Source organism: Paenibacillus sp. P5_B5, assembly GCF_056400365.1.
This window is the reverse complement of record NZ_JBFULK010000009.1, coordinates 89710-102614: the sequence shown is the minus strand read 5'-3', so window position 1 is coordinate 102614 and position 12905 is coordinate 89710. Positions and strand designations below refer to the sequence as shown.

At 41.3% G+C, this 12905-nt stretch carries 10 protein-coding genes; 2 read left to right on the top strand and 8 right to left on the bottom strand.

Translation table 11 applies throughout. The annotated features are described in order from the left end of the window. Nucleotides 1-6: 6 nt before the first annotated feature. A complete protein-coding gene (locus tag AC1DOK_RS13655; RefSeq protein ID WP_477554938.1) occupies nucleotides 7-1179 on the bottom strand; it encodes an ornithine--oxo-acid transaminase in 1173 nt (390 codons plus the stop codon). Nucleotides 1180-1314: 135 nt separating this feature from the next. After that, nucleotides 1315-2259: a TRM11 family SAM-dependent methyltransferase gene (locus AC1DOK_RS13650; RefSeq protein WP_477554835.1), complete on the bottom strand. Its 945-nt coding sequence runs from the start codon at nucleotides 2257-2259 to the stop codon at nucleotides 1315-1317. A gap of 209 nt (nucleotides 2260-2468) precedes the next feature. Here AC1DOK_RS13650 and AC1DOK_RS13645 point away from each other — a divergent pair, with 209 nt between their 5' ends. Then, a complete protein-coding gene (locus tag AC1DOK_RS13645; RefSeq protein WP_477554834.1) occupies nucleotides 2469-4340 on the top strand; it encodes an LTA synthase family protein in 1872 nt (623 codons plus the stop codon). Nucleotides 4341-4402: 62 nt separating this feature from the next. On the opposite strand, the gene AC1DOK_RS13640 is transcribed toward AC1DOK_RS13645, so the two are convergent. The 4 genes from AC1DOK_RS13640 to AC1DOK_RS13625 all read right to left on the bottom strand — a co-directional run bounded on the left by AC1DOK_RS13640 (nucleotide 4403) and on the right by AC1DOK_RS13625 (nucleotide 10378). Next, nucleotides 4403-6166, bottom strand: a complete 1764-nt coding sequence (locus AC1DOK_RS13640; protein WP_477554833.1) for an ABC transporter ATP-binding protein — start codon at nucleotides 6164-6166, stop codon at nucleotides 4403-4405. Next, a complete protein-coding gene (locus tag AC1DOK_RS13635) occupies nucleotides 6159-7889 on the bottom strand; it encodes an ABC transporter ATP-binding protein (protein WP_477554832.1) in 1731 nt (576 codons plus the stop codon). The genes AC1DOK_RS13640 and AC1DOK_RS13635 overlap by 8 nt, the downstream gene beginning before the upstream one ends. A 166-nt stretch (nucleotides 7890-8055) precedes the next feature. Further along, a complete protein-coding gene (locus tag AC1DOK_RS13630; RefSeq protein ID WP_477554831.1) occupies nucleotides 8056-9363 on the bottom strand; it encodes an MDR family MFS transporter in 1308 nt (435 codons plus the stop codon). 91 nt (nucleotides 9364-9454) lie between these two features. Beyond that, nucleotides 9455-10378, bottom strand: coding sequence for a DUF2167 domain-containing protein (locus AC1DOK_RS13625; RefSeq protein ID WP_477554830.1), 924 nt, complete (start codon nucleotides 10376-10378; stop codon nucleotides 9455-9457). 168 nt (nucleotides 10379-10546) lie between these two features. Between AC1DOK_RS13625 and AC1DOK_RS13620 the strand changes: the two genes are divergently transcribed. After that, nucleotides 10547-11203: a thiamine diphosphokinase gene (locus AC1DOK_RS13620; protein ID WP_477554829.1), complete on the top strand. Its 657-nt coding sequence runs from the start codon at nucleotides 10547-10549 to the stop codon at nucleotides 11201-11203. Nucleotides 11204-11256: 53 nt separating this feature from the next. Here AC1DOK_RS13620 and AC1DOK_RS13615 read toward each other — a convergent pair whose 3' ends face one another. Both AC1DOK_RS13615 and AC1DOK_RS13610 read right to left on the bottom strand, forming a co-directional pair. Beyond that, the gene (locus AC1DOK_RS13615; RefSeq protein WP_477554828.1) at nucleotides 11257-12042 is read right to left on the bottom strand and encodes a TatD family hydrolase; all 786 of its coding nucleotides are present in this window, start codon (nucleotides 12040-12042) and stop codon (nucleotides 11257-11259) included. Between the two features lie 5 nt (nucleotides 12043-12047). Continuing rightward, nucleotides 12048-12905, bottom strand: a complete 858-nt coding sequence (locus AC1DOK_RS13610) for an ABC transporter ATP-binding protein (RefSeq protein WP_477554827.1) — start codon at nucleotides 12903-12905, stop codon at nucleotides 12048-12050.

The window sequence follows — 12905 nt, the reverse complement described above, 5'->3', positions numbered from 1 at the left end:
ATTAATCTATCTCGTCAGCACGCTGCGAATTCGCTCAAGTGCCCAATCAATTTCTTCCGTGGTTATGACTAAAGGTGGAGCTAGCCGAATCGTCGTATCATGCGTTTCTTTACATAGCAATCCTAGATCCTTTAAAGCTTCACAATAAGGTCTTGCTAACTCATTCAGTTCAATTCCAATAAATAAACCTCGCCCTCGAATTTGCCTGATGAGAGGAGAATGCATTTGTTTAAGCTGTTCCATAAAGTAGTTACCTAGCTCTAACGAACGACCCACTAATTCCTCATCTTTCAGCACATCTAGAGCAGCAATCGCAACAGCACAGGCAAGTGGATTCCCCCCAAAGGTCGACCCATGCGAGCCTGGATTAAATACACCAAGCACTTCTTCATCTGCTGCAACAGCCGAGATTGGCATCACTCCACCACCTAATGCCTTGCCTAATATATAGATATCTGGTACAACCTGATCATAGTCACAAGCAAATAAGTGTCCCGTCCGACCAAATCCGGTTTGAATCTCATCAGCTACAAACAACACACGTTGCTCCTTACAGATCGTGTAAGCCTTCTGAAGAAACTCATGTGGAGGAATAATAATACCCGCTTCACCTTGAATCGGTTCGACTAGAAAGGCAGCTGTGTTCGGTGTAATCGCTTCCACAAGTGCAGTTAGATCTCCATACGGAATAATCTTGAACCCCGGAGTGAACGGGCCAAATCCAGTTCGGTATTCCTCCTCTGAAGAAAAAGAAGTAATCGTAATTGTCCTTCCATGAAAATTACCACTGCAAACAATAATCTCCGCTTCGTTCTCATGTATCCCTTTATGTTTATAAGCCCAGCGTCTTACAGCTTTGAGCGCAGTTTCCACTGCTTCAGCACCTGTATTCATCGTAAGAATCATAGATTTGCCTGTATACTGAGAGAGCTTCTCACTAAACGAGCCTAATTGTTCATTATAATAAGCACGTGATGTAAGAGTAACTTTATCCGCTTGATCTTTAAGAGCTTGAATAATTCTAGGATGACGATGACCATGATTTAAGGCTGAGTATGCACTCAACATATCCATATACTTACGCCCTTCAGGATCCTCCACCCATACCCTCTCTGCTTTAGTAATCACAATTGGAAGTGGATTATAATTATGCGCTCCATATTGATTCGTAACTTCCATAATCGCATTAGATCCGATCAATGTGCTTTCACTCCTATCCTGAATTTCTACATTATACTATTCGCGATAAAAATGGGATATCCTGTTATTTTAACATTCGGTGATAAACAGACTTCATGGAAAACATTTATGACTTCAATTCTTCCCGCAAACTAGAATTTGCCTAGAGAATTTGCCTTTACTGACGACACAGCGATCGATAATTGTGAATCCTGTACGTTCAATTACAGAGTCGATCGTTTCTGTCGTCACTACAACAGCTTTGTGAGCTAAGCGATGAACACTTACGAGCATTTCAAGCTGCTCCTCCACCGATATAACTGAACAGAGATTATAGGGCAGATCTAATATTGCTACATCATATGTACCCGTTAACTCTCTTACATCTCCAATAGCTACAACACTCGGCATGTCAAAATGAGCCAAATTCACACGTGCTCCACGCACTGCGAGTGGGTTAATGTCATACCCAACGATATCGATCCCCATCGATAATGCCTCTATAAGCACAGTGCCAATTCCGCAGCACGGATCTATGGCTCTGATTCCCTCTGGATCAGGGACTGCGATATTTGCAACTGCTCTAGCAACACGTGTACTTAGTGCAGTTGAATAATGCTGTGGTTTGTTATTATGAGCAAGCCATATCGCTTCGCTTTTGCAGCACTCCCCAAGTAGCCATTGCCCTCCTATATTCATAATCCCAAACATTCGATCTGGTTTACGCATTTCTGCTTTGCCTCGAATAGGATATCCTACCGCTCTCTCGATTGATCGCTGCTCCTGATAGTCAACAGTTATACCTGTTTCTATATAGATCACCTTGAACGTGTCACCTGCTAACTCAATAGCTTCCGTTTGTTTCGTAAGCCCATCCAAGCTGTCACTTTCTAAGATAAGGGTAATTCGCATTTTGATAAAAGGACTCCGACTTGGATCAAGCCGCAGCTCACTTATAATAAAGTAATCACTTGGCTCTACACCAAATAATGTACGTAGTTCCAAATTGCACAACGCTCTTTCTTCTTCATGACAGGCATAGGTATACAGGTAGATTAGGTTTCCATTTATGTTAATCATTATAAACTCCAGACTTATAGTTATTTCATCTAATCTATATTACTATATAGAATGGATAAAACGACAGTCGAAACAGGACGTTCAACTTTTGACATTCATATACGAGAACCAGCATAATTATTTCTAAGAACATTTTGCAAACAACATTCTATTTTCGAATTGTAAATTCATACAACTCATCAATGTCCTCGCGGAAGGAAGGCGGTTATATGTCCTTATCACAAAAAATATGGAAGATTAGTAGTAAACCATTTATCCTTTTTTCAATCATTATGCTGATCAAAGGTGTTTTAACATGGCATGTCCTATTTGATGTAGAGCAGCTATGGACATTGTTACTCAAAGAATTACCATTTGTGTGGATAACCTTCTGTCTCATTGAATGGTTCGCAACGAAGCGCAAACTTACTTATTACTTAGTCGCCAATCTCGTATTTACGGCTATATTCTTTGCAGTTATTATGTACTATAAATATTATGGCGTTATTGTAACTTATCATGCATTACAACAAGTTAACCAAGTGACAGCCGTTAAGAACAGTGTTTTTTCTTTAATGGATCCTTATTTCCTCTTGATATTTGTAGATATCATTGTAATCGGCGTGTTTCTTTTCCGCAAAACCAAAGCCATTACTTGGAAAGCCGTATGTGCACGTAAGCTACCAAGAAAAATTGTATTATCCTTTTTTGTTGCCTCAGTAGCTCTGTGTGCTTTTAATATTATGCCAAATCGTGCTAGCATGAGCGAGATAACAAAAACCGAACAAATGGGCATTCTAAATTATGAAGCTTATACGATATTCGCTAAAGATAAACAAGAGCTAGTGGACAGCAAAGAAATTACGCAAGAAGCGATTAACCAGATCAAAGGAATTCAAGAACCTGCAACTCCACAATACTTTGGAGCAACTAAGGGTAAGAACATCATCATGGTTCAGATGGAATCATTCCAGAAGTTCTTGATTGATCTTAAGATAGATGGTCAAGAAATAACACCCGTCATGAATCAGCTTGCTAAAGAAAACTTCTATTTCCCTAATACGTATCAGCAAGTAGGTCAAGGTAATACTTCAGATGCTGAATTTGTTGTCAATACGTCCTATTACATTCCACCACGCGGAGCAGCGACACAAACTTATGCTAATAAAGAGTTGCCTAGTCTACCTAAGCTACTTAAAGATCAGGGCTATACGACAACCACTTTCCATACGAATGTAGTTGAGTTCTGGAATCGTGGCGAAATGTATAAAGCACTTGGCTTCGATCGGTATTATGACCAAGATTTCTTCGGTGAAGAGGATACTGTATTCTTCGGACCATCAGATGAAATACTATATTCCAAGACTGCCGCTGAGCTTGAGAAAATGAACCAAACAGAGAATCCATTCTTTGCACATGTTATTTCTATGTCTGCTCATCATCCTTACACCATTCCGAAGGAAAAAGAACGCATGACGCTTCCTGAACGTTATGAAGGCATAATGGTCGGGGATTACATTCGCTCCCAGAATTATGCCGATTATGCACTTGGATTGTTTATCGAGGAATTGAAGAAGAATGGTGTCTGGGAAGATAGCGTACTCGTTCTATACGGGGATCATCTTGGATTACCCATCTATTCACTAGATCGTGATGACAAAAAACTAATGGAAGAAATATATGGGCGTGAATATGCCTCAGCAGATATGATTAACGTCCCACTGGTTATCGCTTCGCCTGGAGTTACGAATCCTCAGGTCTTTAGTCAAGTTGGTGGGCAGGTCGATATCCTGCCTACAGTTGCTAATTTAATGGGAATATCACTCAAGGATCACATTCATTTTGGGCAAGATTTGCTTAACCAGACTATGAATCTATTACCCCAAAGGTATTACTTGCCTACAGGTTCCTTCATGAGTTCTACCTCTCTGTTCATCACAGGCAGTGGATTCGAAGACGGTACTGAATACCCGCTTGATCCTGTTGAGAACTACAGCCCTGAGCAGATGGGTGTTACAGAGGATGAATTTACTAGAACGCTTAAATTATTAACTCTATCGGACAGTTATGTTAATCAGTTGCCTGATAGAGTGATAGAATGATAAAAAGGCTGCTCTTCAAGAAATTTCTTGGGAGCAGCCTTTTGCAGTTATGATACGGGCGATCAATGACTAAACTGACTATCGTACAGTCCATAGTAGAAACCCTGTTTCTTAAGAAGCGATTCATGTGAGCCTTGCTCAATAATACGACCGTCTTCAAGTACAAGGATGTTATCCGCTTTTTGGATCGTATTCAATCGATGTGCAATCACAATATTCGTCCTACCAGCCATCAGGCGATACAACGCCTCCTGTATTCGAATCTCGGTAATTGTATCAATACTGCTTGTAGCTTCATCTAAGATGAGAATTGCCGGATCGACTAGAATCGCTCGTGCAATCGATAAGAGCTGCTTCTGTCCTTGGCTAATGCCATTACCATCATGATCTAGTACGGTGTCATATTGCTTAGGAAGCTTCATGATGAAAGCATGTGCGTTAGCTAGCTTAGCTGCTTGCTCAACCTCTTCGTCACTTGCTTCAAGCTTGCCATAACGAATGTTATCTCGAATCGTTCCATGGAACAGGAACGCATCCTGCAATACGAATCCCATAAATTGACGCAAGCTATGGCGCTTAATGTCCTTAATGTTATAGCCGTCTATGAACAGCTTGCCTTCATCAGAATCATAGAACCGTGAGATAAGCTGTACAATCGTCGATTTGCCCGCTCCAGTTGGGCCAACTAATGCAACGGTTTGACCAGGAGCTACGTGAAACTGAATATCCGACAAGGTGTTACTACCCTGCTCATACCCGAATGAGACGTGATCGAATTCAATTTCTCCACGGATATCTGTCAGTTCAATCGCATTTCCCTCATCCTTCTCTTCTTCATCCTCATCGAGCACCTCAAACACTCGTTCTGCGCCAGCAATAGCGGATAGAAAGGTATTATACTGATTGGCTAGATCATTAAGTGGTCTAGTAAACTGTCTCGCATACTCCGAGAAGGTTACAATTACTCCAATCGTTATAAGCTGATTCAGTGCGAGCACCCCTCCTACTCCTGCTATAACTGCAAAGCTTAAGTTATTTAAGACATTCATCAGCTTCGGAATAAATCCCGAATAGGTTTGTGCCCAGTAGCCGGAAGTTTTGAGCCGTTCGCTTTTGACAATGAATTGATCGATAACCCTCTGCTCCTGCGAAAAGGTTTTGACGATTTTCTGACCCGAGAACGTCTCCTCAATAAATCCATTTAGATCGCCTAAGTTTCGCTGCTGATCTTTGAAGTATTTACCGGTTCGATTCGTAATCCATTTCATGCCGATAAACATAATGGGAACAATAATTAATGTGGCTAAAGTTAATATGGGACTAAGCCACAGCATAAGTGTAATCATCCCAATGAAAGTGAGAATACTAGATGATAGCTGGATAAAAGAGGTGTTAAGCGTTTGGCTTACATTCTCAATATCATTCGTCAGCCTGCTCATCATCTCACCATGCTGCCTCTTAGTAAAATAAGAGACCGGCAGTTTATGCAGCTTCTTGAACAAGTCTGTTCGCATCGAATATACAGCCTTCTGAGCTACACCTATCATGTAATAGTTCTGCAGCCACAGTGAAACAGAATGTAAGACGTAGACGCCCACCAAGAATATAAGGAGTGACAGCAGCCCACTGCTTTGTTTAGTGACAATATAATCATCAATTGCCCGCCCTATTAAGTAGGGACCTAACAGACCCAGAATAGAGCTTAGAATAACCATTATGAAAATCAATGTTAGCAAGCCTTTATATATAGATAAGTAAGCCCATATTCTAAGCAGTGTTTTACGCAAATTCTTCGTTCTTGGTTTCTTCGTGGTTGGTTTAGCCATGCCTCACACCCTCCTTACCAAACTGAGAGCTAACGATCTGCTGGTAAAGCTCAGATGTGCGATACAACAAATCATGAGAGCCTTGCGCTAGAAGTTGTCCATCATCTAATAGGATAATGCGATCTGCCTGCAGGGCGGTGCTTACCTTTTGCGTTATGATTAAGGTTGTACAAGAATATGTATGGATGGCTGCTAATAATTTCGCTTCCGTCTTTAAATCTAGCGCACTCGTGCTATCATCTAACAACAGAATTTTCGGTTTACGAATAAGAGCTCTAGCAATGGAGAGGCGCTGCTTCTGTCCTCCTGATAGATTAACTCCTTTTTGACCAATAATGGTTTCGTATTGAAGCGGTAGCTTCAGGATCGTCTCATGAATCTGGGCCTGCTGTGCCGCCTGTATGATCTCATCCATTGAAGCATTTTCTTTACCCCATAGGATGTTCTCCATTACCGTCCCTGTAAACAGCATGGCTTCCTGAGGTACATAACCAATCTGTTTGCGCAGCTGATTTAGCTTCATGCTTCGAATATCGGTATGATCAATTCGTATACTTCCACCATTCACATCATACAATCGTGGGATGAGCTGGAACAATGAGGATTTCCCCGAACCTGTAGCCCCCATAATAGCAATCGTCTCACCAGGAATTGCAGTAAACGTAATGGACTTTAGTATCGGCAACAAGCTATCCTCATATTGAAAATGAACATCGTTAAACTCGATCTTACCTTCCGTAAACAATCCATTATCGTTAGCCTTCTCTGAGTCGATTATATCCACTTCGGCCTCAAATACATCCGAAATCCGATTAACAGAAGCTTTAGCGCGAGAAATATTCATAATAATCATCGATATGGCTGAGAATGCACCTGTAATTCGTGCAGCATAGTTAACAACCGCAACAACATTACCTACGTTCGCTCCGCCAGTGTTCACTTCGATATAACCGTACCAAAGAATGAGTATTACACTTAAATTCATGATCAGTAGTAGCAGTGGAATCGTTAGTTCAATGACTCGCAGTGCAGCAACTGTCCGATTCATTAATTGTTCATTAGCTTGTGTGAATCGCTTAATTTCATGACGATAACGAACAAAAGCTTTGATTAACCGCATCCCGAGTAGATTTTCCCTAAGCACACCATTCGCATGATCCAGTCTTTCTTGTACAGACCGAAACAGCTTGAACGCCCTACTCATTGACCATACCAGAAACAACAAGAGCGCCGGCACAACAACTGCTAGAATTAATGCTAGTTTAGCATCAATAATTAATGCCATTATTAATCCACCAATCATTATTAGAGGCGCACGCATCATAATGCGTAGACTCATAAAAACCACATTCTGCATTTGCGTGACATCACTTGTAACTCTTGTAATTAAGGTAGCCGTAGGAAATTGATTGAAATTGGCAAAGGAAAAGGATTGAATTTTATGAAATAACTGCTTTCTTAAATCAAACCCAAAGTTTTGGCTGACATGTGCCGCATAGAAAGAATTGATAATTCCACATGCAAATCCGGCAATTGCAAGTAAAACCATCAAGCCTCCCCACTGGATAACAAAAGAAAGGTTCTGCCCCTCTATGCCTTGGTTAATAATCTTGGACATGAGTAGTGGCTGAAGCAATTCCACGATTAGTTCTGCAAACATGAACAGTAGCGCAATACTCATAGCCCTTCGATATGGATGTAAAAACGAAAATACCTTCCGCATTCTGTAACCTCCATCCTGTGTCTTAGTGATTGGCTTACAAAAACGAAGAACACTCTCTCTACAAGAGGGAGTGTTGAGTATTCAAGAAGAAACCGTATCGCAAAATCAATAATATTATAATTTTATCATAAAACTTAACAAATCATCAATAAGAAACCAATCAGCATCAGCTTACTTGGGATTGTAATCTTCGATCGTATACACTCATAATCAATCCAGCAACGACTAATAAACCAATAATCAGGCTAAAAAGTGTATTCATCGAATAAGCATCAACCATAACGCCACCAAAGAATGGACCGATCATCCTTCCTACTGCAGCTGCACTATTCGTAATCCCTTGATAGAGTCCCTTCTTATTGTCAGGGGCTAACTGATTGGTTACATTCAGCACGGCTGGCCAAACAAGCATTTCACCGACTGTTATGATGATCATAGCGGCAAGGAAAATACGAAACTGTCCCGCTACAAGAAGAACGCCAAATGATGCTACGAACATACCAATTCCAATCAACATTTGCACCTTGATCTTCTTCACCAGTTTTGGAACAAATGTAGTCACGAATGGTTGTCCGAATACAATCATCAGGCCATTGATGGTCCAGAGTAGGCTGTACATTTTCAAATCGATATTAAGAGACTGCATTTGAACTGAAATCGTTGCTTGCCATTGTGTATAACCAAACCAACATAAGATGTAAGCAGAGCAAAGCAAGAGAAGAGCTTTCAATGAAGGTGATAGTTTACGAGATTTCGTAGTAGCTATCTTCATCTCTTTAGGATCTTTAGGCTTACCAAAGGCTGAATTAGGCATTTTGTAGAAGGTACTTACGACTAAGACCGCAAAGCAGCTATAAACTATGGCATTGCCAATAAAAATAAAATTAAACGAATAGGAAGCAAGTAAACCTCCTAATGCGGATCCAATCGCTACACCTGCATTCTGAGCAATATAGATGGCTGCAAAGGTCTTAGTCTCTCCGTTCGGCGACACCATTGCGGCTAAAGCGAATATACAGGGTACTAGAACCCCTGACCCAAAGCCCATGAGAATGAGACAAACTACGTATGCCTCCCACCCATGATTAAATGCTAGTGTAATAGAGGCTGCGAATGAAAAGGCTAAACCCATAACAATCGTTTTGTAGCTTCCAATGCGGTCGAATAAATAACCTCCCAGCATACTACCAATAACGCCTGCTAAAGAGTTAAAAGTAAGGACAAGACCTGCAATTGCTAACGTCTTACCCAGATGCTGATTTATGTAAATGGAATTAAGCGGCCATAGAAATGACCCACCTAACACGCTGATAAACATACTAATAATTAATAGCCATACTTTCTTCGGCATTTCCATTTCCCTGATCTCCTCGCTGTAGTCATTGATGTAGTTAGGTATATAAGATAAAGCGTATCCCTGCATTGTCGCTAATGCGTACAGAATTGTCAATCTCTCCATATACCCAAATTGCATTTGGATGCTGAGACACGAAGAAAAGGTTCCATATCCACACAAAAGCCGACCCCAAACGATATGAGGTCAGCATTTTAAATTTACCAGTAGATTAATTCTGCGAATGATCAATTGGTGGATCAATTGGTGTTTGGCTTTCAGTTGGTATTGATTGTTTTTTGCCCTTGCCAATCTTTTTACGAATAAAGTTCCATAAAGCACCAATAGCAACGATAACCACGATCCAGAATTTTTTAATTAATACAATTAATACTGCGATTAGACCGGCTTTCTTGGCAACAGCGAGTCCCGCACCTCCAAGAATAAGCCCTGTTAGACCATATTCTGCAAGCTTATCTGTCGTTTCATTAAAATCCTCGTATCGTTTACCTTGCTTAATCGTTAGCTTCGGTAATATTTGTTCAGTTAATATTTTGCGATCCTCTGCCAAATGCTCTGGATCAGAAACTAGAATAGCTGCAATGTAGCCTTCTCTAGTGAGAATTCTCATATTATAATTAATGAGCTTCTCGTTCGCATTATCATGTGCTAGTAATGACCATGATAAGCTATGCTGAGCACTATCATAGAAAGGTTTGACATCCCATCCATCAACAAACAGTTGATTTTCAGGTGCAAGCTCCTCATTCATTTGCTCCGTACCTTTAATATAGCTTTCAAGTAACGCATCCGCGTCGATGTCTGCTTTCTCATCGTCTTTAATATGCCCCGAATCACGATACTCAAAATAGATTTCCCAACGCTGACTCTCATCTACTGGTACGACTAAACCTATTTCATTATCAGACGGCTTAAACCCGTTATTCACTTCATATTTCTTGGTATTCTCTCCATTCAGAAATCCAAAATCTTCACCTAGCTGTAATTCGGCTAAATCATTACCCAAAGTAACCTTTTGTCCCTCTCCCAAAATCCAATCGAGCTTCTCTTCAGCTAATGATTGTGGCACCCACATCAGCGTAAGTAGTGCTACTAGGCAAGTTATGTTTACTAGCTTAGTTATAGTACGAATCAAAATAAATCCCCCTGTAATTATCCATTATATCTATATTCTAATAGATTTTGTAATTTCCATTTTCCAGATTAATATATAAAGTCCGATACGTCAAGATTGTTTCTTTGGACTATAGAAGGTATGATAATTAGCGTACCTTACTCAAGCTTCTAATTAGGAGGGTTCCCTATGCAACTTACTAATACCAGAATCATCATCGTTTCCGGGGGCTCGCTTGGGAGCAAGGCTTTGCAAATTGTTCGAGAGAAAGAACCTGAAGATGTGCTAATCGGAGCAGATCGAGGTGCACTCTTTCTAGCTAATAACGGCTATAGGCTGACAGGGGCTTTTGGTGATTTTGATTCGGTGAATAGAGAAGAAATGGTACTAATGGAAGCATCCTCAGATTGGGTGCAATCATTCGATGCCATTGATAAGAATTGGACAGATTCTGAGCTCGCTTTTCACTGGGCACTAGAACAAAACCCCAAGCAGATCGTTCTGCTCGGAGCAACGGGAACAAGATTTGATCATACATTAGCTAACATTTATTTACTTCAGAAAGCCCTTGAGGCAGGCATTGACTGCATCATCATAGATGAGAATAATGAAATCAGGCTCATTGATCGTCTAACTACGATAGCTCGAAGTCATTATACGTATATTTCACTCATTTCGATTAGTGACCATACGACAGGCATCACGCTTGAAGGCTTTCAATATCCACTTCACCGTGCAACACTAGAGCGAGGACAATCCCTCGGCGTTAGTAATGTGTTAGCGAATGAGGTTGGCACGATACAACTCGACACAGGCCTGCTGCTTGTTATCCAAAGTGAGGATTAATGTTAAACACTAATGTCTTACACTAATCGCAACTACTATGGTAAACCGCTAAACTATGAGGACAAGCTATATAATGTATTCGTATTATGGCGAACCTGCTCAGCCATTTCCGCTAATGATAACCGTTTAATAGCTGCCAGCTGCTCAGTCACGGAGTGAATCATCCGTGGATGTGTCATTTGGCCTTGAAATGGCCCTTCGAATGGCCATGGACCATCGGTTTCTACCATCATCCGTTCTACAGACACTTGCTTAGCGAGTGTCTGTATTTCTGTTTCGTAAGCAATGTCGGGGGTAAAGGAAATATAATAGCCATTACGCATCATCCGCTCTACAGTCTTTTCGCTACCCTTAAACCAGTGGAAGTGAGCACGGCTAACATTGTATTTCTCCAGTAAGTAACAAGCAACATCCGCATCTTCATAGACCGCATGCAGTACGATTGGTTTGTTCAGCTTAGCTGCTAGAGACACGAAGACTTCAAGTAATTCTACATAAGGCTGCAGAACAAATTTATCACCCTTCGCTTCCGCTTCTTGCCGCATATAATAAGGCAAGCCAACTTCACCAACAGCAACCATCTCGCTCTGATGATTCGTGGTCCAGCTTAACAGTTGCGCAAGCTCAGCATCCGAAGGGAGCGCCCGCTCAGGGTGAAATCCGTAGGCTGGCAATATTTTGTCCGCATGGGCTAAGTATAAACTACGATTTATTTCACAAGATGCTAGATTTAGTGAAACGGCTACAACCTTATCAACACCGCAGTCATGCAACTCTGCTAGGATTCGTTCTCTCTCCTCTTTTTTATACAAATCCAAATGAATATGGGAATCAATCATTACATTTACCTCCTAGATCCAATCAATTCAATTCCTTGCTTCTCCGACTGTTCGCCTTTTAGTTGCTCGTAAATATGCTGCTTCATATCCATGAATGCTGAAGTCGATGCTAATCGTTCATCACGCGGACGATCAAATGATACCTCGATTTGGTTAAGCACTCTAGCAGGTCGATTCGAAAATAAATAGATCGTATCCGATAACAGCAGCGCCTCTTCAATATTATGAGTTATAAATAAGACTGACCTGCGGCTTTCTTCCCATATTTCAAGCAACCATCGCTGCATATCCATACGAGTCAGCGCATCCAGCGCGCTAAATGGTTCGTCTAAACACATCAACTCATTCGGACTTAACAAAGCCCTTAAGAAGGCAACTCTCTGCTGCATTCCGCCGGATAGTATAGAAGGATGTGCTTTCTCATAACCGCTCAGCCCCACCTTTTCCAGCCATATACTTGCTTCCTGTCTCGCCTCTATCTTGGAACGTCCAGCTATTTCTAACGGTAAAATGACATTATCCTCAATTGTCCGCCAAGGAAACAAGGCTGGCTGCTGAGGCATGTAACTGATATGCCCCTTCTCCCCCGTTGTCTCGGTTCCATCCATATACACACGGCCTTCTTCTGGCTTAATTAAGCCGCCAATAACTTGGAACAAGGTGCTTTTACCGCAGCCTGAAGGTCCAATAATGGAGACGAACTTCCCCTTAGGTACAGTAAGTGAAATATGGTCGAGTACTTGCGTCTCACCACTGCCACGAGCAGCATCTCTTCCCCGCTGAAGCTTGCTGAATCCGGCGGCACTCTTGAATGAATGGCTAATATTCTCCACGACTAATTGATCGATTGCTGTGGTGCTCAT

Bases quoted from the DNA above. Each gene is read 5' to 3' on its own strand.
- AC1DOK_RS13655 (WP_477554938.1), bottom strand. From the start codon at position 1,179: ATGGAAGTTACGAATCAATATGGAGCGCATAATTATAATCCACTTCCA.
- AC1DOK_RS13650 (WP_477554835.1), bottom strand. From the start codon at position 2,259: ATGATTAACATAAATGGAAACCTAATCTACCTGTATACCTATGCCTGT.
- AC1DOK_RS13645 (WP_477554834.1), top strand. From the start codon at position 2,469: ATGTCCTTATCACAAAAAATATGGAAGATTAGTAGTAAACCATTTATC.
- AC1DOK_RS13640 (WP_477554833.1), bottom strand. From the start codon at position 6,166: ATGGCTAAACCAACCACGAAGAAACCAAGAACGAAGAATTTGCGTAAA.
- AC1DOK_RS13635 (WP_477554832.1), bottom strand. From the start codon at position 7,889: ATGCGGAAGGTATTTTCGTTTTTACATCCATATCGAAGGGCTATGAGT.
- AC1DOK_RS13630 (WP_477554831.1), bottom strand. From the start codon at position 9,363: ATGCAATTTGGGTATATGGAGAGATTGACAATTCTGTACGCATTAGCG.
- AC1DOK_RS13620 (WP_477554829.1), top strand. From the start codon at position 10,547: ATGCAACTTACTAATACCAGAATCATCATCGTTTCCGGGGGCTCGCTT.
- AC1DOK_RS13615 (WP_477554828.1), bottom strand. From the start codon at position 12,042: ATGATTGATTCCCATATTCATTTGGATTTGTATAAAAAAGAGGAGAGA.
- AC1DOK_RS13610 (WP_477554827.1), bottom strand. From the start codon at position 12,905: ATGAGCACCACAGCAATCGATCAATTAGTCGTGGAGAATATTAGCCAT.